The organism is Halothiobacillus sp. (assembly GCF_027346185.1).
Lineage (GTDB): Bacteria > Pseudomonadota > Gammaproteobacteria > Halothiobacillales > Halothiobacillaceae > Halothiobacillus.
Genome location: NZ_DAIESY010000113.1, coordinates 1 through 23288, shown reverse-complemented (window position 1 = coordinate 23288; position 23288 = coordinate 1). Strand labels below are relative to the sequence as shown.

Annotated in this window: 15 protein-coding genes, 3 tRNA genes and 1 pseudogene; 12 read left to right on the top strand and 7 right to left on the bottom strand. The window is 56.9% G+C overall.

Annotated features, from left to right (window positions below; all coding sequences use genetic code 11):
* Position 1: 1 nt before the first annotated feature.
* Together M7R55_RS07970 and M7R55_RS07965 are read right to left on the bottom strand one after the other, a co-directional pair.
* Positions 2–1216, bottom strand: coding sequence for an NAD-binding protein (locus tag M7R55_RS07970; RefSeq protein ID WP_298219882.1), 1215 nt, complete (start codon positions 1214–1216; stop codon positions 2–4).
* A 127-nt stretch (positions 1217–1343) separates the two neighbouring features.
* Positions 1344–2804: a deoxyribodipyrimidine photo-lyase gene (locus M7R55_RS07965; protein ID WP_298219881.1), complete on the bottom strand. Its 1461-nt coding sequence runs from the start codon at positions 2802–2804 to the stop codon at positions 1344–1346.
* Between the two features lie 88 nt (positions 2805–2892).
* Between M7R55_RS07965 and M7R55_RS07960 the strand changes: the two genes are divergently transcribed.
* The 8 genes from M7R55_RS07960 (at position 2893) to hsdR (ending at position 13501) form a co-directional block, all read left to right on the top strand.
* Positions 2893–4017 (top strand): efflux RND transporter periplasmic adaptor subunit, encoded by a 1125-nt coding sequence (locus M7R55_RS07960; protein ID WP_298219880.1) that lies wholly within the window; start codon positions 2893–2895, stop codon positions 4015–4017.
* Positions 4014–7106: an efflux RND transporter permease subunit gene (locus M7R55_RS07955; RefSeq protein WP_298219879.1), complete on the top strand. Its 3093-nt coding sequence runs from the start codon at positions 4014–4016 to the stop codon at positions 7104–7106. Before M7R55_RS07960 ends, M7R55_RS07955 begins: the two co-directional genes overlap by 4 nt.
* Before the next feature lie 96 nt (positions 7107–7202).
* A tRNA-Pro gene (locus M7R55_RS07950) sits at positions 7203–7279 on the top strand.
* A 214-nt stretch (positions 7280–7493) separates the two neighbouring features.
* Complete coding sequence (locus M7R55_RS07945) at positions 7494–8948, top strand: N-6 DNA methylase (RefSeq protein ID WP_298219878.1); 1455 nt, start codon at positions 7494–7496, stop codon at positions 8946–8948.
* Complete coding sequence (locus M7R55_RS07940) at positions 8945–10141, top strand: restriction endonuclease subunit S (RefSeq protein WP_298219877.1); 1197 nt, start codon at positions 8945–8947, stop codon at positions 10139–10141. Before M7R55_RS07945 ends, M7R55_RS07940 begins: the two co-directional genes overlap by 4 nt.
* 8 nt (positions 10142–10149) lie before the next feature.
* Positions 10150–10881, top strand: coding sequence for a zeta toxin family protein (locus M7R55_RS07935; protein WP_298219876.1), 732 nt, complete (start codon positions 10150–10152; stop codon positions 10879–10881).
* 16 nt (positions 10882–10897) lie between these two features.
* A complete protein-coding gene (locus M7R55_RS07930) occupies positions 10898–11107 on the top strand; it encodes a hypothetical protein (protein ID WP_290682236.1) in 210 nt (69 codons plus the stop codon).
* A 42-nt stretch (positions 11108–11149) separates the two neighbouring features.
* Positions 11150–13501: an EcoAI/FtnUII family type I restriction enzme subunit R gene (gene hsdR / locus M7R55_RS07925; protein WP_298219875.1), complete on the top strand. Its 2352-nt coding sequence runs from the start codon at positions 11150–11152 to the stop codon at positions 13499–13501.
* Positions 13502–13536: 35 nt separating this feature from the next.
* Here the strand turns inward: hsdR and M7R55_RS07920 are convergent.
* Positions 13537–15105: pseudogene (locus M7R55_RS07920) on the bottom strand (IS3 family transposase).
* Between the two features lie 182 nt (positions 15106–15287).
* Positions 15288–15374: transfer RNA gene (locus M7R55_RS07915), tRNA-Leu, on the bottom strand.
* A gap of 104 nt (positions 15375–15478) precedes the next feature.
* Here M7R55_RS07915 and M7R55_RS07910 point away from each other — a divergent pair.
* Positions 15479–17803 carry a primosomal protein N' gene (locus M7R55_RS07910; RefSeq protein ID WP_298219874.1) on the top strand — a complete coding sequence of 775 codons (2325 nt, stop codon included), beginning with the start codon at positions 15479–15481 and terminating at the stop codon, positions 17801–17803.
* A gap of 47 nt (positions 17804–17850) precedes the next feature.
* Positions 17851–18189 (top strand): P-II family nitrogen regulator, encoded by a 339-nt coding sequence (locus M7R55_RS07905; RefSeq protein WP_298219873.1) that lies wholly within the window; start codon positions 17851–17853, stop codon positions 18187–18189.
* 149 nt (positions 18190–18338) lie between these two features.
* Here M7R55_RS07905 and thiO read toward each other — a convergent pair whose 3' ends face one another.
* From thiO to M7R55_RS07890, 3 genes are all read right to left on the bottom strand, one after another.
* Entirely contained in the window at positions 18339–19442 is a 1104-nt protein-coding gene (gene thiO, locus M7R55_RS07900; protein ID WP_298219872.1) for a glycine oxidase ThiO, read from the bottom strand.
* Between the two features lie 135 nt (positions 19443–19577).
* A tRNA-Gly gene (locus tag M7R55_RS07895) sits at positions 19578–19651 on the bottom strand.
* A gap of 79 nt (positions 19652–19730) precedes the next feature.
* On the bottom strand, positions 19731–20441 hold the full coding sequence (locus M7R55_RS07890; RefSeq protein ID WP_298219871.1) for a VIT family protein: 711 nt from the start codon (positions 20439–20441) through the stop codon (positions 19731–19733).
* 193 nt (positions 20442–20634) lie between these two features.
* Between M7R55_RS07890 and M7R55_RS07885 the strand changes: the two genes are divergently transcribed.
* On the top strand, positions 20635–22755 hold the full coding sequence (locus tag M7R55_RS07885) for an HD domain-containing protein (RefSeq protein ID WP_298219870.1): 2121 nt from the start codon (positions 20635–20637) through the stop codon (positions 22753–22755).
* A 180-nt stretch (positions 22756–22935) separates the two neighbouring features.
* Positions 22936–23288 (top strand): DUF3365 domain-containing protein (locus M7R55_RS07880; protein ID WP_298219869.1); only part of this gene is annotated, 353 nt, incomplete at its 3' end.

Genomic DNA, 23288 nt, shown 5'->3' with positions numbered 1-23288 from the left:
GCTAATCGAGTTTCAGCAATTGCTCGAACAGTGCGTCGGTCTTGATCTCTTCGCCGCTCAATGCCATGGCCAGTAGTTCGGCTCCGATAATGGGCAAGGCCAGCACCACATCGGGATGTACGCGTTTGATCTTGTTAAGATTGTGCGCATCACTAACGGCAACCACGGTCTTGAGTTTTTCATTGACTTCACGTGCGGCCAGGATGATAAACGCATTTTCGGAATCGTCTTCTGTCAGCGCAATGATGGCGCGGGCAGTATCGGCTTGGGCCTTCAACAGGATATCGCTGTCGGAGCCGTCACCGATGATGAAATCATTCGGTATATCCGAACCCGGCGTGGGTGCGGCCGGTAGGATGCGGGTCACTTCAAGGCCGCGCTTTTCCAGCGAATCCGCCGCATTTCGGGCGAATGGCCCGTTGCCGACCACGATAATATGATCCTTGCGTTGCATTTTCTTGCTCCCGGGTTGGACGAGTTTCATGATTTGCTGATTCATCATCGGCCCCAGGATCGCGGTCAGTGAGGTGGCGAAGACCAATAATCCCAGAATAATCAGGCTGATGGTGAACATCCGCGCTTCGGTGGTTTGCGCGATGATGTCGCCATAGCCGACGGTGGACATGGTGACGATGGTGAAATAGAGCGCGGTCGGGAAATCGCTAATGGCTGGTTTGAACTGGGCGCCCAGCACATAGGAACCAATGACACCGAAACCCAGCGTGAGCAGCACCCCGGTGATCGAGAACAGGGTGCCGGTGGTGAGGCTGGCGCGCTGGAAGTGCTGGCGATTGAGCAGCAACAGAAGCAGTACGACCGCATGGAACAGAATCAGGCTCGCCGGTTGCGAGGCCAATGGCGTGAGTTCCAGCAACAGGCTGGCGATGCTCATCAGCACGGTCACCATCCAGGCCAACCGAGAACGAACCAACAATCCGAGCGACATGATGACCAGCAACACGCCGATCACATCATGGGGAATACCTCGAATTGCCAGTGAGCTGAACCCGCCGCTGAACTGTTCGATGGTTTGCTGGGGTAGAGCCAGAAATTCTTCGATCAACGACAGGGTCTGGGTGATCTGCATCAACCCTGATAAGCCGACAGCGAGGGCGATGGGGACATGCGGAAACCAGGCATCCATGTGCAAGGCGCGGGCGACCCGGTGGCGTAACGCTTGGAAGAATCTGAACGGATGCCTTAAGTGCGTATTCATGGTTGCCTGTTCATCACTGCCTGTTCATGAAAAGCTGTTGCTGGTTGCATGGTTGCGATTGTTCTGGATTCTGCCAGATTAGCGTGGCTGTGGCTGAAGTGATTCGGCACAAGTCGACGAATGCCCCTCACGGCGCCCGCTTGATCTCATTGAAGTGTTCCAGGGCCCGCTGGCGGCTGCCTTGGAGATCGACGATGGGGGCGGGGTAGGTTTTGCCGAGTGTGATTCCTGCCTGATGTAATGTATTTGTGTCTGCCGTCCAGGGCGCGTACAGATAGCGATTATGCAATCGCGCCAGTTCGGGCACCCAACGGCGAATGAAGGCGCCATCCGGATCGAATTTCTCGGCCTGCAACACGGGGTTGAAGATGCGGAAATACGGTGCGGCATCGGCCCCGGTACCGGCGGTCCATTGCCAGCCTGCGGTGTTGCTGGGTTCGTCCGCATCGATGAGCGTGTCCATGAACCACGCCGCGCCATGCCGCCAGTCGATCAACAGATTTTTGGTGAGAAACGAGGCCACGATCATCCGCGCGCGATTGTGCATCCATCCCGTATGCCAGAGGCAACGCATGGCGGCATCGACCACGGGGACACCTGTCTGGCCGCGTTGCCAGGCCCGTAAATCTTCCGGTGCATCACGCCATGCAAAGTGCAAAAACCGTTTATCCAATGGTGAATCGACGGTTTCGGGAAAATGAAAAGCGAGATAAGCACCGAATTCCCGCCAACCGAGTTCACGCACGAAATGCTCGACACCACGCGGTTCGAGCACGCTGCCGCGCGTATCGAGCAGGTGGCGCACAATCTGGCGCGGGCTGATTTCACCGAAATGCAGATGCGCGGAGAGTTTCGATACCCCGGTACCGATGAGCAGATTGCGAGCTTCGGCATAATCGTCGATCAGGGGCAGAAAGTCTTCAAACCTTTTCCAGGCGCCGGTTTCACCGGGTTGCCATTGCACATAGAAATCCAGATCCCAGGGGATTTTGGGCAACAACCCGAGATCTTCAACGTTAAGACTGTTGAGGTTATCGGGTACGTTTGGCAGGGCATCGGGCGCAGGCAGTGAAGGCAAATCCAGTCCGGCTGTGATCACGGCCTTCCAGTACGGTGTGAATACCTGAAAAGGTTTGCCCTGTTTGTTCATAATCTCCCAGGGCTCATGCAGGTAATTGCCATTGAAGGAGTGAACCTCGATTCCCGCGGCGCGCAAAGTGGCCTTGATCCGGCTGTCTTCTTCGCGTGCTGCCGGTTCCATGCGCCGATGCCAAACCACGCGGGTGGCGCCCGTTTCCCGAATCAGTTGCCGCAGCTCGGTCAACGGATCGCCACGTCGGATCACAAGCCGACTGCCCCGTGCTTCCAGACTTTTGGAAAGTGCTTTGAGGCTATGATGTCGCCACCAGCGCGCGGCACCGCCTTCAGGAAGGCCATGGCCACTTCCCATACCCGACTCAAGTGTTTCGGCGGTATGGATATAAACCGGTATGATGAGGCCTTTGTCCGTGGGTGCGCGCAGCACCGCATGGAGGGCAGGGTGGTCAGTGAGGCGCAGATCCTGACGGAACCAGACAAGTGTGGTCATATGATGGCAAACAAATACAAAAGGGCACCAATTATGGCAGCAGTCGGGCGATTTGGCGTCTGTAGCGTTGGTACCTAAGGAAAAGACTATGAGTGTTGGAATTGTGGCGCGGAAACCCTATGGCAAGGCCGCATTTTTGATTGCTTTGAGCGTGGTTTTGGCAGGTTGCCAGAAAGACCAACCCAAAGTCGATGTGCCTCCACCAGTGGTGCGTGTGGCGACCATTCAGCCCGGAACGCTGGATCAGCCGGACCTGACTGGCCTGGTCGTGGCAAAAACCCAGTCGGTAGTAGGCTTCCAGGTCGGAGGGCGGATTGCCGAACGGTTGGTCGAGCGGGGTGCCCGTGTCAAGGCGGGTGAAGTGTTGGCGAAGCTGGACCCTGCCGATCTTCGGGCAAAACTGGCAGCAGCCCAGGCTCAGGCACAACAGGCCGAAGCGCAGGCGCGGTTCGCGCAGCAGAACTTCGACCGCATTCAATCCTTGCTGACCAGGAAACTCGCCAGCCCGCAGGATTATGATCAGGCCAAATCCGGCCTACAAACCGCTCGTGCAGCACAAACAGCCAGTCGGGCGCAACTCGATCAGGCGAAACTGGCCTTGGATTATGCCGATCTCACGGCACCTTTTGCCGGTGTTGTGGCGTCGGTGGATGCCGATCAAGGTACGGTGGTGAGCGCGGGGCAGCCGGTGGTGACGTTGGCGGCAGGGCAGGCGCGACAGGCGCTGGTGGCTGTGCCGGAACAGCGTTTGACCAGCTTGCCGCATTCAGCCCAGGCGCAGATTTATGGCCAATCGACACCGATCGATGCCAGGTTCGCTTCCGTAGACGGCGCGGTTGATCCGGCCAGTCGGACTTGGTCAGTCCGGTTCGACTTGGCAGAGAATCCTTCGGTGGTGGCCGGGTTGGGTCAAAGCGTCACCTTGTCGTTCGCCGGGCAATCCGTTTCGAAGATTGTTCCGATCTCGGCGATTCTCGGTCAGGGTAGTCAAGCCGCCGTGTTCGTGGTGCAGCGTGACGGCAAGGTGAAGATGCAGCCTATCACCGTAAACCGGCTGGAGCATGAATTCGCCGTGATTTCGACCGATCTGCCCACCGGTACCCCCATCGTCGCGCTCGGGGTCAATCGGCTCCATGATGGTGAGAAAGTTCGCATGCAGCCGGGCCTGGGAACAGACACGGGCACGGTGATCGAAACGGGAGATAAGCAGTGAGCGAACAGCCCACCCGCCCGTTCTCGGGGTTTAACCTGTCGGCACTGGCGGTGCGCGAGCGTGCCGTTACCTTGTATTTCATCATCATGGTGGCCTTGGTCGGCATTTACTCGTTCGTCTCCTTGGGGCGGGCGGAAGACCCGGCGTTCACGCTCAAGGTGATGGTGGTCACGGCGCAATGGCCGGGTGCCACGGCCCGGCAAATGCAGGATCAGGTGGCCGATCCCCTCGAAAAGGCCCTGCAGGATGTGCCCTATTTTGATCGGGTGGAAACCACCGCGCGCCCCGGTCGCATCGAAATGCTGGTCAATTTCCGTGAGGATACGCCGCCTGATCAGGTTCAACAGTCGTTCTATCAGGTGCGCAAGCACTTGGGTGATGTGGCACCGACACTGCCGCAAGGTGTGCGGGGGCCGTTCTTCAACGACGATTTTTCCGATGTGTATTTCACCCTCTATGCCCTGACAGCGCCGAAATTGCCTGAACGCGAACTGGCGCGTGAAGCGGAGCGTTTGCGTTCGGCCGTGCTGTCGGTGCCGGGTGTCGCTAAGGCGCATATTCTGGGCGAACAACCCGAGCAAGTGTTTGTCGATTTCGACCCCCATACCCTGAACGTACTGGGCATTACCCCGGCTGAGGTCGGCCGCGCCCTGGCCGCCCAGAACACCATCGTGCCTGCCGGTTTGATCGAAACGGCAGGGCCGCGACTCTATTTCCGGTTGGATTCAGGTTTCCGCGCGAGCGCCCCAGGTATGGTTCAGCGCATTGAAAACACCGCTCTGAATGTCCAGGGCAAGGTGATTCGCGTCGGCGACGTGGCGAAGGTGCGCCTCGGTTATGCCGATCCGCCGAGCTATATCATTCAAAGCGAAGGCCAGAATGTCATTATCGTCGGTGTGGTCATGGCGAAGAACGCCAATGGCCTGGCCCTGGGCAAGCGACTGGAGGCCTTCGAGAAATCCGAGTCCGGGTTACTGCCGTTGGGCGTCAAACTCACCAAGATCACCGATCAGGCCAATGCGATTGCGCTGGCCGTCAACACGTTTCAGCTCAAGTTCTTCATCGCGTTGGGTGTCGTGATGCTGGTCGGTTTCATCGCGCTGGGTTTGAGGGCCGGTCTGGTCGTCGCTTTGGCCGTGCCGCTGACGCTCAGCATCACCTTCGGTATCATGCTGATGACCGGAAAGAATCTTGACCGTATCACCTTGGGCGCGCTGATTCTCTCGCTCGGTCTGCTGGTCGATGACGCCATCATCGCCATCGAAATGATGCTGGTAAAACTCGAAGAAGGCGTCGATCGCGTCGAGGCGGCCGCAGCGGCCTGGCGCATCACGGCAGCGCCCATGCTGATCGGCACGCTCATTACCGTGGTCGGGTTCGTGCCGATTGGTTTTGCCCAGTCCAATGTCGGCGAGTACGCCGGTAACATCTTCTGGATTCTCGGCATATCGCTGATCGCCTCCTGGTTGGTTGCCGTCGTCTTTACGCCTTATCTGGGTGTGCACTTCCTGCCGAAGGTTATTCCGCACCCCGAGGGCAGTACCGGCATGTATCAGGGGCGGGTTTATCGTGGCCTGCGCCGAGTCGTCACCTTCTGCGTGAATTATCGCTGGCTCGTCGCGGGCGTAACCTTGCTGCTGTTCGTTGCCTCTATTGCCGTGATGGGCAAGGGCGTCGCCAAGCAGTTTTTCCCCAGCTCGGATCGCCCTGAACTCTTGATCGATATCGATCTGCCCGAAGGTTCGTCCATCGGGGCCACGCAGAAAGTGGCTCACCGCGTGGAAGCAGCGCTGCGTGGCGCTCCACAGCTCGATTCGCTCTCAACCTATATCGGGCAGGGCGCACCGCGTTTCTTCTTGGCGTTGAATCCCGAACTGCCGAATCCGGCGTTCGCCAAGATCATTGCCGTGGCCCACAACGCGACCGAGCGCGATGAGCTTCAGGCCATGCTGCAAAGGAAAATCGATGCGGGCGATTTCCCTGAGGCGCGTATCCGGCCACATCCCTTGCTTTACGGCCCGCCGGTCATCTGGCCGGTACAATTCCGGGTCATGGGGCCGGATATCCGTGAGCTTCAGCGCATTGGCGAGCGCGTCCGCGTCGTCATGGCTGCCAATCCACACACCATCGACCCGCATCTGGCCTGGGGTGAAAAAGTTCCTGTGCTCGACTTCAAGCTCGATCAGGCGCGCCTGGCCGCGTTGGGTATCACCCCCCAAGCCATCGCCGAGCAAACGCAGATGTGGCTTTCCGGCACGACGGCCACCGAATTGCGCGTCGATATTCGCAGCGTGGATCTGAACGTGCGCGGTTCCCCGTTCACCTCGCGCCAATTGGCCCAACTCGAAGCCCTGTCCATTCGCCTCGATAACGGCAAAACCGTGCCGCTCGGTCAGCTTGGGCACATCACCACGGCGTATCAATACCCCATCATGAAGCGGCGCAATCGTGATCCGTATATCAACGTGGATGCCGAAGTCAGCGGCGCCCAACCGCCGGATGTCACCGCCGCGATCTGGAAACAGCTCGAACCGATCCGTGCCGACTTGCCGCTTGGATACGAAATACAGATCGGTGGGTCTGTGGAAGAATCTGCCAAGGCACAAGCCTCCATCGCCAAGGTCATGCCGATCATGGTGCTGCTGATGCTGACCCTGATCATGCTCATCATGCGTTCCTTCCCCGGCATGTTCATGGTGCTTTTGACTGCACCCCTGGGCCTGATCGGTGCCGTCGCCTCTCTGGCGCTGTTCAACCAGCCGTTCGGTTTTGTCGCCTTGCTGGGTTTGATCGGTCTGGCGGGTATTCTCATGCGCAACACCCTGATTCTGGTGGGGCAGATCAACGAAAACGAGCGGCAAGGGCAGGATCGCTACACCGCCGTCATCGAAGCCACCATCCGCCGCGCGCGCCCCGTCATACTCACCGCTTTGGCTGCCGTACTCGCCTTTATTCCGCTGACCGAAAGCACCTTCTGGGGGCCACTGGCCTATACCCTGATCGGCGGCATATTTGGTGGCACCTTCCTTACCCTGCTGTTTTTGCCCGCAATGTATGCCTTGTGGTTCCGTGTGAGAAAACCCGCGTGATCTTGCCGCGTAAATTGCATCAAATGGCTTTATTATTTGGCGCTGCTCGGTTAAGATGCGCGCCTGATTTCACACGGCATTGCTGTGGAAAATACTCGGGATGTAGCGCAGCCTGGTAGCGCACCTGCATGGGGTGTAGGTGGTCGGAGGTTCAAATCCTCTCATCCCGACCAATTAAATCTAAAATTTTCATTAACCGCCGAAAGGCGGTTTTTTGTTTTTTAGCGTTCACGTACCCAGTCGCGTACCCATTTGCCTTTTCTTAGGAAACATTCGCCCAACCGGCAGAAATTGCTGTTTCATTCACGCTATTGAGTGGGTGCGGAAAGGTTTTCCAGCCCTTGGGCTATCATGCAAGCTGTTTTCGCCACACAAAACCCATAAGCCATGTTTGAACAAGCCTTTCGCAATATCGACAACGTGCTCTGGAAAGAAGCCGGTTGCACCACAGAGCTCGATTACACCGAGCAAACCTCGTGGCTGTTGTTCCTGAAATATCTCGATAGCCTTGAACGGGACAAGGCGATTGAAGCCCAGCTTGAAGGCAAAACCTACACCCCGATATTGGATGCCGCCTACCGATGGGATGCCTGGGCCGCGCCAAAAGATGCCAACGGCGTGGTTGACCACAATGCCGCGATGACGGGCGATGACCTGCGTGATTTTGTGGATTGCAAACTGTTCCCCTACCTGCAAGGCTTCAAGCAACGCGCGGCGGGGCCGAACACGCTTGAATACAAAATCGGCGAGATTTTCGGTGAAATAAAAAACAAGATTCACAGCGGCTACAACCTGCGCGAAATCATCGACCATATCGACGAACTGCGTTTTGGCTCACAAACCGAAAAGCACGAACTCTCGCACCTGTACGAAGCCAAAATCAAAAACATGGGTAATGCCGGGCGCAATGGCGGTGAATATTACACCCCGCGCCCGTTGATCCGCGCCATGGTGCGCGTGGTCGCCCCGCAAATCGGCGAGCGCATATACGATGGCGCCGTGGGCAGCGCGGGCTTTTTGTGTGAAGCCTTCGACTACCTCAAAAGCCAGCCGAACCTTACCACCGCCGACATCAAAACCCTGCAAGAGCGCACTTTTTACGGCAAGGAAAAGAAATCGCTGGCCTATGTGATTGCCATCATGAACATGATCCTGCATGGCATCGAAGCGCCGAACATCGTCCACACCAACACCCTGGCCGAAAACCTCGCCGACGTGCAGGACAAAGACCGCTTCGAGGTCATCCTCGCCAACCCGCCCTTCGGCGGCAAGGAACGCAAGGAAGTGCAACAAAACTTCCCCATCCGCACCGGCGAAACCGCCTTTTTGTTCCTGCAACACTTCATCAAACTGCTCAAGGCTGGTGGCCGCGCGGCCGTGGTGATTAAAAACACCTTCTTGAGCAACACCGACAACGCCTCGGTATCCTTGCGTAAACTGCTGCTCGAATCCTGCAACCTGCACACCGTGCTCGATATGCCCGGCGGCACGTTTCTGGGTGCTGGTGTCAAAACCGTTGTGCTGTTCTTCGAGAAAGGCGCGCCGACCCGCAACGTTTGGTATTACCAGCTCGACCCCGGCCGCAATATGGGTAAAACCAACCCGCTAAACGATGCGGATTTAGCTGAATTTATCGAACTGCAAAAAACCTTTGCCGATTCGCCCAAAAGCTGGCGCGTGGATGCCAACACCCTCGACACCACCACCTATGATCTTTCGGTCAAGAACCCGAATGGCCATGAAGAAATTATCCACCGCAGCCCGCAAGCCATCATGGACGAGATTGCCGCGCTGGATGCGGAAAGTGCGGAAGTGCTGGCGAATATTCGGGCGTTGTTATGAAGGCTGGGTGGAAGACCAAAAGTCTTGGCGACGTCTGCAAAGTAATTGGTGGCGGTACTCCATCCAAGGACAACGCGGAATATTACTCAGGCGAAATCCATTGGGCGACCGTCCGGGACATGCGGTCGGACGTTATTACCGAGACTGAATGCAAGATCACCAAGGCAGCCGTCACAAGTAGTGCAACCAACATTATTCCGAGTGGCAATGTGGTAATCGCAACCCGAGTTGGATTGGGAAAAGTCTGCCTACTTGGACAAGACACAGCTATCAATCAAGATCTTCGCGCTATTGTTCCAATTAACCCAAGCGATCTTGCAGTGCGCTTTCTTTTTTGGTGGCTCAAGAGCACTGCGGACTTAATCGTGGCGGCCGGCACTGGTGCTACGGTTCAAGGCGTAAAACTTCCATTCGTAAAATCACTACAAATCCCACTTCCGCCGATCCACGAACAACACCGCATTGTCGCCATTCTCGACGAAGCTTTTGATGGCATCGCCAAAGCCCGCGCCAATGTCGAACAGAACCGCCAGAACGCCCGCGCCTTGTTTGAAAGCCACCTGCAATCCGTGTTCACGCAGCGGGGTGAGGGGTGGATCAGCACAACACTGGGTAAAGCAACTGGTGGAATTTACACTGGGCCATTCGGCTCATTGCTTCACAAGAGTGACTACGTTACTAACGGAATTCCTCTGGTCAATCCAGCCCATATCTCCGCGACTGGCATCGAACCCGACATGCAGAAAACCGTATCCAAAGAAACCGCCGAGCGTCTTTCGAGCTACATCATGCGAGAGGGTGACATCGTGATCGGTCGCAGGGGCGAAATGGGTCGTTGTGCGTTGGTCACAAGTGTTGAGGATGGTTGGTTGTGCGGGACAGGCTGCTTCTTCATCAAACCGTCTGAGCGTTGCGATTCCGGCTACCTTGTCAGATTCCTTCGCTCGGATGCCTGCAAGCAGAGGCTTGAGAAGATTGCCGGTGGCGCGGTAATGCCAAATTTGAGCAATACCGATCTTGGGAATCTGTCGATTAACTTGCCACCGCTTGAACAGCAAAAAACTATCGTCGGCGGAATCAAGGCAGTTGCTGCCGAAACCCAACGCCTCGAATCCCTCTACCAACAAAAACTCGCTGCCCTCGACGAGCTGAAAAAATCCCTGCTGCACCAGGTTTTCAGTGGACAATTATAGGGGCGGCCATGGTCAAGTCAGACGAAGAGCAGCGAATTGAAAATGAGGCCATTGCTTATGCCAAGCAGCATCGTGCGGAGATTGCAAAAAAACTGACCGCTCTTGATTTACATCCCCCCGAGGCCAATCCCGTATCGGTGTTTATGGCTGGTTCGCCGGGGGCGGGCAAAACAGAAACATCACAAGCACTACTTAGCGCCTTCGAAGCCAATGATGGTTTCAAGATTCTACGCATTGACCCCGATGAACTGCGCCACGAGTTTCCCGCCTACACCGGCGGTAATGCGTGGTTATTTCAGAAAGCGGTGGCTCGCGTGGTGGATCGTATTCTTGATGAGGCGTTTAAAAAAGAGCAGAGCTTCCTTCTGGATGGCACGCTATCGAGCTTCAAGGTGGCGGTTAAAAACATTCAGAGGGCCTTGGGTAAACATCGTCTCGTACAGATTCTGTATGTGTATCAAGATCCCGCCCAAGCATGGGTGTTTGTGCAGGCACGAGAAGCGATGGAAGGCCGACGCATTTTGCCAGAGACTTTTATTGAGCAGTATTTTTCTTCCCGGCAAGTGGTTAATCATCTCAAACAAATTTATGGTAAAAAAATTCGCGTTGACCTATTGTTCAAGAACATTGATGGATCGACGCGCGTCTATAAAGACAATGTGGATAACGTTGACAACCATATTCCCGAAAAATACGATGTTTCCTCCCTTGAGCGCCTTTTAGGCATCTCCAAGTGCTAGATAAGAGCTGAATACTATGCTGAGTTTCCTGAAAAAATCGCACCCGGTGGAGTCAACGCCATTTTCGGACTTTATTCGTAATGCGTCTTCCGAGCAGAAGAAGCGTGTTTATGCCGGTGTGCTCAAAGAAGCCACCGAACGCCAGCAACAGGTTATCAAAGAAGCTGCCCACCGCAAGGTTCAGGCGCAAGCTGATCAAAGCAAACCCCCACTGGGCGTGATTTAACGCCCCACTAACACCGAATCTGCATGCAAGGAGGCTGATCCGGTGAACGAAGCCGAAACCCGCGCCGAACATATTGACCCTGCCTTGGCTGCTGCCGGATGGGGCGTGGTGGCCGGTTCGCGCATTCGGCGGGAATATCCGATTACCATGGGGCGCATTGAAGGTGCGGGTAAACGCGGCAAGGCGCTGACGGCCGATTATGTACTGGAATACCGCAATACCAAGTTAGCCGTGGTCGAGGCCAAGGCGTGGAATAAACCACTGACCGAGGGCGTGGGCCAAGCCAAGGATTACTCCGGCAAACTCGCCATCCGTTTTGCGTATGCGACCAATGGGCAGGGCATTTATGGCGTCGATATGGAATCCGGTGCCGAAGCCGAGCTCGCAAATTTTCCATCCCCCGATGAGTTATGGGCGCGGACTTTTGCCACCCAAAATGCTTGGCGTGATCGCTTCGCGGCGGTGCCGTTCGAGGATCGGGGCGGCTATATCCAAAGCCGATATTATCAAGACATCGCCATCGAGCGCGTGCTGTCGGCAATCACCGATCATCAATCGCGCATTTTGCTCACCTTGGCAACCGGCACAGGCAAAACCTTTATTGCCTTTCAACTGGCATGGAAGCTGTTTCATAGCCGTTGGAATCTGCGCGATTGGCAGCGTGAAGCGGAGCCGAGCCGCCGCCCGCGTATTCTGTTCCTGGCTGATCGCAACATTCTCGCCAATCAGGCATTCAATGCCTTTTCGGCTTTCCCTGAAGATGCGCTGGTGCGGATTGACCCTGCCGATATTCGCAAGCAGGGGCGGGTGCCGAAAAACGGCAGTCTGTTTTTCACGATTTTCCAGACATTCATGAGCGGGCAGGATGCAGAAGGTAAGCCTGCACCGTATTTTGGTGATTACCCGCCGGATTTTTTTGATTGCATCATTATCGACGAGTGCCACCGAGGTGGCGCGAACGATGAAAGTAACTGGCGCGGCATTCTGGAATATTTCTCACCTGCCGTTCAGCTTGGCCTGACCGCTACGCCCAAGCGAAAGGACAACGTGGATACCTACAAATACTTCGGTGAGCCGGTGTTTGTGTATTCATTGAAGGACGGCATCAACGATGGCTTTTTGACCCCATTCCGAGTGAAGCAGATCGCCACCACGCTCGATGAGTACGTGTACACGCCCGATGACACGCTGGTGGAAGGCGAGATTGAAGCGGGCAAGCGCTACGAAGAGGCCGACTTCAACAAAATCATCGAGATCAAGGAACGCGAGAAAAAGCGAGTCGAGATTTTCATGGCGCAAATCGACCAGCGTGAAAAAACCATTGTGTTCTGTGCAACCCAGGAACATGCCCTGGCCGTGCGTGACCTGATCAACCAGATCAAAACCAGCAGCGACCCGAATTACTGCCAACGCGTGACCGCCAATGATGGCGCTTTGGGTGAGCAATATCTGCGTGATTTTCAGGACAACGAGAAATCCATTCCGACAATCCTAACCACATCGCAAAAGCTCTCGACGGGTGTGGATGCCCGCAACGTGCGCAATATCGTGCTGATGCGCCCCGTCAACTCAATGATCGAATTCAAACAGATTATCGGGCGCGGCACGCGGCTGTATGACGGCAAGGATTACTTCACGATTTATGATTTCGTCAAAGCGCACCATCACTTCAATGACCCCGAATGGGATGGTGAACCGCTGGAACCGGAACCGACCGAACCCCGCCCACCCAAACCACCGGGTGAACCAACCCCGCCCGATGGCGTGCATGAACCCGGTTCGCCTTACGAGCGCAAACCCAAGGTGAAAGTGCAGCTTTCCGATGGCAAAGCCCGCACCATCCAGCACATGATGAGCACGAGCTTCTGGCACCCGGATGGCACGCCGATGTCTGCCCAGCAGTTCATGGAGTCGCTATTTGGCCGATTGCCGGAGTTTTTCAAAGACGAAGACGAATTACGCGCCCTGTGGAGCGATCCCGAAACCCGCAAACGCTTGCTCGATGGTTTGGCCGAAAAAGGCTTCGGTACGGATCAACTGCGGGAAATGCAACAGATTATCGATGCACAAAAGAGTGATCTGTTCGATGTGCTGGCTTATGTGGCCTACGCCCAAACACCGCTGAGCCGTGAAGAACGCGCGGATCGGGCCATGGCACTCATCAGTAGCCACTTCAACAGCAAGCAGCAAGTGTTTCTGGATTTCGTGCTCTCGCATTACATCAGCGTGGGGGTGGAGGAATTGGACAAAACCAAACTCACCCCGCTACTGCGTTTGAAATACCACGACTCCATCAATGATGCCATCGCCGACCTCGGCAAGCCGGATGAAATCGGTGAGATGTTCAGTGGTTTTCAGAAGTTTTTGTATCAGCCGACAAGACTCGTGAACTAGAGCACGGTGTTTGTCAACAAAGATGACCGCTGATGTCATGCAGCTAAGTCTTTATTCTGGCTGCGCTCCCGGATTTCCCGAGGCGGATTCAGCCAGACCTCGCCGATAGGCTGCCAGTCACGGATACCCCCTGACCATCGTTGAGGCTGTCGGGCTTTCGCTTGGTTGTATACCTCTCGACGATGCGCCAGGATCGCAGCATAATCACCACGGTGATGCTGTCCAGGCGTGACGTAGCGTATGGCGCTGTGGCGGTGCTCCTCGTTATACCAATGAACAAACCGGTCCACCCACGCCCGGGCTTCACTCAGGCTGGCAAAGGGTTTTGCCGGATAAGTCGGTACGTACTTGAGGGTGCGAAACAGGCTCTCCGAGTACGGGTTGTCATCACTGACCGACGGTCGACTGAACGAGGGCACGATACCCAGACGTTGCAGGGTCGCCAGCATCGTGGCGCCCTTCATCGGTCCGCCATTTTCTGCGTGCAATACCAAACCTTCCCGCTGTATGCCTTCGGCCAGACAGGTCCGTTGGATCATCTGTGCCGCATACGCTGCCGTCTCCTGCTCATGGACTTCCCAGCCGACGATCTTGCGGCTGTAGATATCCTCGACTAGGTATAGTCGATAGAAAGCACCGCGCATCGTTGAGGCCAGGTAGGTAATATCCCAACTCCAGACTTGGTTCGGGGCCTGGGCCTTGAAGCCCTGCGGTTTGATCACCGTACGCGGCGTTTGCGCGCGACCGCGGCGATGCTGCAGGCCGGCATCTCGTAACAACCGGTAAAAACTTGACTCAGAGGCCACGTATACGCCTTGGTCAGCCAAACGCGGCACGATCTGTGACGGGGCAGGCTCTGATAATCCGGCTCGTTGCAGATTGCCAGAATGCGTTCGCGCTCCTGTGGCGTGAGCTTGTTGCCCATCGCCCGAGTCTGTGCAGCCGCTTTGCGTCGATCGCACAACATGTGTTTCTCGCGCTGTCGCCGCCACCGCCGCAACGTGCGGGTATCGATCTCCAGCACGGCACAAGCAGAGGCTTGGCGAGCCCCGGCGGCACAGGCCACATCAATCAACTCAATGGCCATCTGACGGTCGGTAGCAACGATCAATCGTCCCCGTCGTTCCCCCAGATGGCGCGGGCTTTTTTTGCAGTATCAGCAGTGCGGCCGCCCCCGCCAGTGCCTTCTCTTTACGCTGCAAATCCTTTTCCAGATGCCGGATCTTCTTGCGTTCAGCTTGCAATGCTCGCCGCTCTGCCACCGATAGCCGCTCAGCCCCCGAGGTACCAGCCGCTGCCGCTTCTCGCCAACGCTGAACCTGTTCGGGATAAAGACCTTTGCGACGGCAGTACGCTGACATCTGCTGCTCGTTCAAGGCAGCCGTCTCGATCACCACCGCCAGCTTGTCCTCTCAACGCCAACTTTCCGGGTTCGATTGATCTGCCGGCACCACATAGCCCTCCGCACGATAACGATTACGCCAAGCATAAAGGGTTGGCTCGGAAATGCCGGTATCCCGATGCACTTGGGCTACCGACTGGGCATTGGGCGGCATCATCTTGCGTACCACCTGCTCTTTGAACTCATCACTGTAACGACGCATGCATACCTTCTTTCCGCCCCTCGAAGTTTAAGTGTCCCGGACAAACCGGGCGGTCATCTATGCTTACAGAGGGGGAGGGAATAATCCGGGCAAAAGAAAACCCAGACTAGCTGGGTTTCTTAAAATCGATGCACCGTGAATGCACCTCATGTCAATTAACTTGTTGATTTATAACATGTGTTTGGTGCCTAGGGTCGGACTCGAACCGACACGATATCGCTATCGGTGGATTTTGAATCCACTGCGTCTACCAATTCCGCCACCCAGGCAAGGCGCGCAATTTATCTCGTTTGCATGACAAACGCAAGTGCTGGTTAAGCTTTTCAGAGGCGTTTCATCCGGTCATGGCCTATGTCTTGATCGAACCATCAACATGCCGCGAAGCAGGCGTTATGATGAACGCAATTTTGAGATCACGGCGGTCTCATCCGCACCTGCTGAACACCTCATGCCCAAGCCCAACATCGCCCCATCCATCAGCACGCGCGAAGCATCTTCGGGCGAAGGCATGGTGTATTGGCAGGTCGCCTTGCCGGGGCCGTTGCAGACCTTGTTCACCTACGGTGTGCCAAACCAGACACCTGTTCAGGCCGGAATAAGGGTACAGGTTCCGCTGGGCAAGGGGCAACGCATGGGCGTGCTTTGGTCCCCGGCGGAGAAAGAAGCGGAATGGGTGATCAAACCCGTGCTGTCGGTTCTGGATGACGAACCGCTGCTGGACGTCGAATTGCTGGCCTGCCTGGGATGGGCTGCCGATTACTACCATTTCCCTTTGGGGGAAACCGTGCTGGCGGCGCTGGCACCGAGACTGCGGCAAGGCCAGTCTCTGCGTGGCATGGCGTGGCGGATTCTGCCGTCCGGCGAACAGGCCTTGGTCGAAGGAACCTTGCGCGGTGTGCGACAGCGCGCGTTGCTGGAACGGATCGCGCAAACGCCGGAGGGTGTGTCCGAATCCCGGTTGCGGGATTTCCCCAAAGCTGTGCGGCAGCGGTTGGCCGATATGGGTTTGATTGAGCCGTTCGAACAAACCGTGTCCTGGATGTGGCCAGTGCGGGCCGATACGTCCGCCAACACCCTGCCTGCTCCGACTCTGAATGAAGCGCAATCGGCAGCAGTAACCGAGGTTGCCGCCTCTCTTGACCGTTTCGGGGTCTGGCTGCTTGAAGGCGTGACCGGTAGCGGCAAGACGGAAGTCTATTTGAACCTGATCGATCAGGTCTTGGCGCAGGGCCGGCAGGTAATGATTCTGGTGCCCGAAATCGCCCTGACGCCACAGTTGGTTACCCGCTTTACGGATCGGTTAGGCTTGGTTCCTGCCGTGCTGCATTCGGGCTTGAACGATGGCGACCGGTTGAATGCCTGGCTGGCAGCGCGTTCGGGCGATGCGAAAGTCGTGATCGGCACCCGGTCTGCCGTATTCCAGCCGTTTGCCGATTTGGGGCTGATCGTGGTGGATGAGGAGCACGACGGCTCGTTCAAGCAGTCCGAAGGCTTTGGTTATCACGCACGCGACGTGGCCATCTGGCGCGCGCGACGTTTGGGTGTGCCCATCATGCTGGGTTCGGCCACACCGTCGCTCGAATCACTGCGCAATGTTTCCTTGGGGCGCTATCACCTGCTGACCCTGCCGGAGCGGGCGGGTGGAGCGGCCATGCCGGATATCCGTCTGCTGGACGTGCGTCAGCAACGGATGCGCGGCGGGTTGTCGGATGAGCTGGCTGCTGCCATCGAAACGCATCTGCTCGCGGGCGGACAGGTGATGCTTTACCTCAACCGGCGAGGTTATGCCTCGAATCTGTTGTGTCATGCCTGTGGCTGGGTTGCCGAGTGTCCACATTGCGATTCGTTCATGACCTGGCACCGGGGGGCGCAGCGACTGCGTTGTCATCATTGCGGATTCGAGTGTCAGCCGCCGACGGCATGTCCGAGTTGTTCCACGCCGCTCTCACCACGCGGCTTGGGTACGGAACAGCTCGAAGATGTGTTGACCGGGCTATTTCCCGGATTCGGCATCGAACGGCTCGATCGGGATGCCTTGAGCCGGGTGGGGGAATTGGATCGTCGGCTGGCAAGTATCCAGTCCGGCGAGGCGCGCTTGATCGTCGGTACGCAAATTCTGGTCAAAGGGCATGATTTCCCCCACGTTTCTCTGGTTGCCGTTGTGGATGCGGATCAGGCGTTGTTCGCCAATGATTTTCGTGGCGCAGAGCGGTTTGCACAGCAACTGATTCAGGTAGCGGGGCGGGCAGGGCGTGCCAGCCGTGCCGGAACGGTTCTCGTGCAGACGCATCAGCCAGAACACGTCGGCCTGAACCGACTGATCCTTGCCGGTTACGCCAGCTTTGCGCAAACCCTGCTTGCGGAGCGAGCCGAAGCCGGATTGCCGCCCGTGCGTGCGGCGGCACTGATCCGAGCGGATGCCCGGGATGTCGATGCGCCCAGAGATCTTTTGACCCATATGGCCGACTGGTTGCATCAATACCATGCCGATCCTGCCGATAGCCCACTGGATGTATGGGGGCCGGTACCTGCCCCGTTGGCCCGACGGGCGGGCCGTTATCGTTACCAATTACTGATTCTGGCGGACGATCGCCCAAGGCTGCACGCGGCACTGACTCAACTCGAATCCTGGCAGGGCAGTCGCCGCACAAAAGGTATTCGCTGGTCGATTGATGTTGATCCGGTGGATATGGCTTAATATCCTGTCATTACAGCAACCACAACAACTCAACTAAGGACAATTGCATGAAAAAGATCGAAGCCATCATTAAACCCTTCCGTCTCGATGACGTGCGCACCGCACTGATGGAGCTGGGTATCAATGGCATGACAGCGACGGAAGTCAAGGGTTTCGGCCGGCAGAAAGGCCATACGGAATTGTATCGTGGCGCTGATTATGTGGTTGATTTTCTGCCAAAAATAAAACTGGAAATCGTGGTTTCCGATGACTTGGTCGATGCCGTTTTGGACGCCATCATCAAGTCGGCGCATTCTGGCAAGATCGGCGACGGCAAGATTTTCGTGTTCCCGGTCGAGCGAGCAGTGCGGATTCGTACGGGTGAAGAGAACGAGGATGCGCTTTAATTCAGCCGCTTGCGCAGCAGGTTGTCTCTGGCAGAGCGCCTGTTGATTGGTGAGGGTAAACAGAGCCCTCGTTTGAAACGGCAAAAGCCTGAGGACGTCCATGTCGGACGACTCAGGCTTTTCTGTTTTCGGTCTTCTTAGCCCGACTCTTACGGGCGATCGATCCGGTAATCGCCGAGATCGATTTGTGTCGGTCGGCCCAGCATCACATCGGTAATGAGTTCGGCCACGGCAGGCGCCATCGCCAGCCCGTTGCGGTAGAACCCCGTGCTGACGAACAAACTCGCAATCTCTGGATGCGCGCCGATGTAGGGGATTTCGTCACGGGTGCCGGGCCGCAGGCCGGACCATTGCTGTGCAATCGGGGCGTGGGCCAGATTCGGCCAGAGCTCAACTGCCTTGCGGTGCAGGCGGGCCATGGCTTCTTCCGTCGTATGCTTGTCGAAACCGACGTGCTCGACGCTGGAACCAACAACCACCGAACCATCCTTGCGTGGAATCAGGTAAACGCCTTCATCCATCAAAATGGTAGCAAGCCCCGTGTGCATCGCGGCATCGAAACGTATCATCTGCCCGCGAACAGGGAAGATGTCGGCCGGGCTCAAGCCGGGGATCAGAGGGTCGGGCACCCACTGCCCGGACCAGGCGCCCGCCGTGATCAGCACATGCGAGGCGAACAGGTCACCCTGTTCGGTGCGAACACCGATGACCTGAGAGCCATCCAGAATCAAACCATGCACTGGCGTGTGCGCACGGATATCCACCCCGGCTTCACGAACGGATTCCACCAGCGCCCGCATCAGCCGCGGGTTACGGACGGTTTCGATGTCCGGCAGCCAGAGGGCGCGTTCCTGAGCTAAGTGCGGGAAGTGCTGGCTCGCATCTTGCCACTGGTGCCGGATGCTGTAGCGCGTTGCCCAATTCGAAACAGTGGATTGCTCGGCGGAAGATGAACACGGATCAAGGATCAGCATGCCGCTGGTGAATAGTTCAGGATCGGTGTGGCCGTTGGCGCTCAGTTCGTCGGTGAATCGACGGTATTGCGCCATACCCGCAGCCGCCAGGCGCATGACCGGTTCCGGATAACGCCAACCGTACAGCGGACATAAAATACCGCCGCCCGCCCAGGAGGCCTCGCGACCGATTTCTTCCCGCTCAAGCACGGTGACGCGCCAACCGGCCTTGGCCAGGCGCAATGCGCTGGATAACCCGGCGACTCCACTTCCGACAATAATGCAATCAGTCTGAGACAAAACGTGACTCTGATGTTTGGTTGAGAAGGAGAATAATAGACCGAAGCAGTCGCCCTTAGTGACTCGGTGCATGACTTTGTGGTCGTTCTCCGAATCTCAAAAAGACAAAAGGCCCATACGGGCCCTGAAATGTTGTGGAGCGGGTGAAGGGAATCGAACCCTCGCTATCTGCTTGGGAAGCAGAAGTTCTACCATTGAACTACACCCGCGAAGGGCTGGCATTATCCTCGCTTGAGGCCGTTAATGGCAAGCCCTCTTCAAGCCCCTTCAAGTGTTGAACCCATCGGGTCAGACACTGATGCCAAAGAAATGACCGATCAATGAGGTGGCTGCCATGGCCAATGCGCCCCAAATTAACACGCGGGAGGCACCGCGGACGATGGATGCACCGCCGGTCCAGGCGGCGAGGCTGCCAAGAATAATGAGTGCGAGCAGGGTGATGGTGATAACGCCACTGAACAGCCACGCTTGCGGGAGCAACAAGGCTGACACCAGCGGCATGCCGGCACCGATCGAGAACGCGGCGGCCGATGAGAGCGCCGCTTGCAGTGGACGAGCGCGGGAAATTTCATGTAAGCCCAGTTCGTCGCGGGCGTGGGCGCCCAAAGCATCTTTTTCCATCAGTTCCTTGGCGACCTGTTCAGCCAGTGCGGGAGAAAGGCCACGATCCCTGTAAATGGTGGCCAGTTCTTGAAGCTCATATTCGTAGTTGCGCTCGAGTTCGTGGGCTTCCTGTTCGAGGTCGGATTGCTCCGTATCCTTTTGTGATTGCACAGATACATATTCACCTGCAGCCATCGACATGGCGCCGGCGACAAGACCGGCAAGACCCGACAGTACGATGGTCTGGTTGTCGGCATTTGAGGCGATGAAGCCAAGCATCAGGCTTGATACCGAGACGATGCCGTCGTTGGCGCCCATCACAGACGCACGCAGCCACGAATTGCGATTGATACGGTGGTGTTCTGCGTTCAAATCAAAAGTTTTTTTAGCGGTCATGGTGTGGGCCTTTTTTGTCGGTCGTCATTTCGACCCGAATTAAAGCACGGAACGGCCCCCTCGGGTGAACCGATGAGCATAGTTCTGGGCAGTTTGTTCGGCATGTCTTGGATTGATCCGAAACTTCCCTTGCCAAAACCCTATACTGATAGGCCATTTTTCGTCCTGATCGCCGGTTTGTGAGAGTTGAATCATGCGCTATGCCCTCGATGCGCCCAATGAGTCTTTGTGCAGCGAGCTTGCCGAACGCACGGCGGGTGACACGCGGGTTATGGCTGCCTGTCGTCTGGCCGGTTCGGTATGGGACGGCCAGGTTTCGCGCGCACGTGGGCCGCGTGCGGCTTTGGATCTGCTCGAAATCGGTGCGGATATTGAAACCGTTCAGGCCTGTGTACTGGCCGACCCTCGTTTGCTGGGCAAGATGGATCAAGATCAATTGCGGCGGGACTATGGTGGCGTTGTGGCCTGGCAGGTGGCGCAAATGCAGCGCCTGTTGCAGTTGGGCGAGCAGTATCGGCGCGACCAGCAGGCCGACTGGTACGAGAATCTGCGTCGGTTATTGCTGAGCGCCATCAGCGACGTGCGCGTCATGCTGATTCAGCTCGTGCATCGGCTGGAGCGGTTGCGTGGGCTCGTATTCGAACCGGATCAGGCCAAACGTCGGGCCATCGCGGCTGAAACGCTGGATGTGTATGCGCCCATCGCACACCGCTTGGGGTTGGGGCAGATCAAGTGGGAGCTCGAAGACCTCGCCTTCCGTCATCTGGAACCGGACATCTATAAGCGCATTGCGCACCTGCTCGATGAGCGGCGCACCGAGCGGGAAGCCTATTTGCAGCGCGTGCGTACCGCGCTGGAATCGGCATTGGCGGAGGCGGGCATCAAGGCGCGGGTGTATGGCCGCCCAAAACACATCTACAGCATCTGGGGCAAGATGCAGCGCAAGAAACTCAGCTTCGATGGCCTGTTTGACGTGCGCGCCCTGCGGGTCGAAGTCGAAACGCTGCAGGATTGCTACGCTGCCTTGAGCGTGGCACACAGCCTGTTTGCGCCCATCGAGGCCGAATATGACGATTACATCGCCCGCCCGAAGGAAAACGGCTATCAGTCCCTGCACACGGCCGTGCACGCGCTGGAGGACAAGGTGGTCGAAATTCAGATTCGTACCCGTGCCATGCACGAACAGGCAGAACTGGGCGTGGCCGCGCACTGGCGATACAAGGAAGGCGGCGGGCAACAGGAAGACCCCTTTGCTGCCGAATTGAACCGCCTGCGGCAGGCGTTGGCAGCGGGTGGTACGGCGCAGCCACGTGTGGAAGAAGTGTATGTCTTCACACCGCAAGGCGACATCATCGCCCTGCCACTGGGTTCGACCGTGCTCGATTATGCCTACCGTGTGCATACCCTTGTCGGGCATCGTTGTCGCGGGGCGAAAATCAACGGCCAGATCGTGCCGATCAAAACCGTGTTGAATCAGGCCGATCAGGTGGAAATTCTCACCCAGCCGACCCCCGGCCCCAGCCGTGAATGGGGCAATGCGCAGGCCGGATTTCTGCATTCGGCCAGTGCGCGGGCGAAGGTCCGCAACTGGTTCCACCGGCTGGATCAGACGGCGGCCCGGGAGGCGGGCGCGGCGCATTGCGATCGTTTGTTTCGTCGCCTGGGGTTGAATCGGCAGGCACAATCCAAACTGGTGACCACACTCAAGCTCAAGAGTCTGGATGCCTTGTATGAAGCCGTCGGTAATCACAAACTCGATGCCAATAGCTTGCTCAATGCGGCCCGTGAGGTCATTAAATTGCCGGAGCAAGAGCCAGCACCGGCGCAGCGGTTAAAAAACGCCTCCGTTTCGGGTGCGGCCCTGTCGCCGGAAGAAGCAGTGCTGTCGCTCGATGGCATGAAGGCGCAGCCAGCGGGCTGTTGCCATCCACGTCCCGGCGATCCGGTACTGGCATTCATCACCCGGGGGCAAGGACTCAAACTGCATAAAAGCGACTGCGCGAATATTCGCCATCTGCAGGCCGAGTTCCCGGAACGGATTCTGGCCGTCGAGTGGCCAAGTCAGCCGACTGGCTGGGCACAAGTCCTGAAGCTCGATTTCCTGCTGGAAGATGTGGCCCGATTCTGGGCGGACCTCGGGCCGGTGCTGGCACCGTTCAAGGCGCGCGTGGTCGAGAGTCGCAGCCGGTTGGAACGCAATAGCGGGCTGACGGATATGGCCGTGACCTTCGAGTTGCCCGCCGCCGGTGATACCGCCGGGCTGATCAAACGCTTGCAGGCATTGCCCGCAGTTGAATCGGTTCAGCGGCTATGAGCCCCAAGAAATTAATCCTGGGAGATTAATTCCGGGAGAATAAACATAAGCGATAAATCTTATTGAAAGACGTTACGATTAGCCAAGCCATTTTAATGGGCATAAAGACTAAACTATTATCTTTGTGAACATCACGTTTGAAACGCCCTGTTTTTGATAAAAACTCTTGGAGATACACCGATGCCAATCAATTCATTCCGTCCCGTCGTGCTTTCTGTGTTCGCTGCCCTTGCTCTTTCCCCGTTAGCGGTTCAGGCGGATCAGTCCAAATCTGAACAGGCAGCCATGCAAAAATCTCAAGCAGCCATCAAGGAATACGCTACAACGCTCAAAGCCGCCTTGCAAACGGCCATGAAGGCGGGCGGGCCAATGGCTGCCATCCCCGTTTGTCATACCCAAGCCCCGCAAATTGCAGCGCAGGTGGGTAAGAAATACGATCTTGAAATTCATCGCACCTCACTCAAGCCGCGCGCCATAGCGCCCCAGCCTTGGGAAAAAACCGTGCTGGAACAATTTGAGGCTGAAAAGAAAGC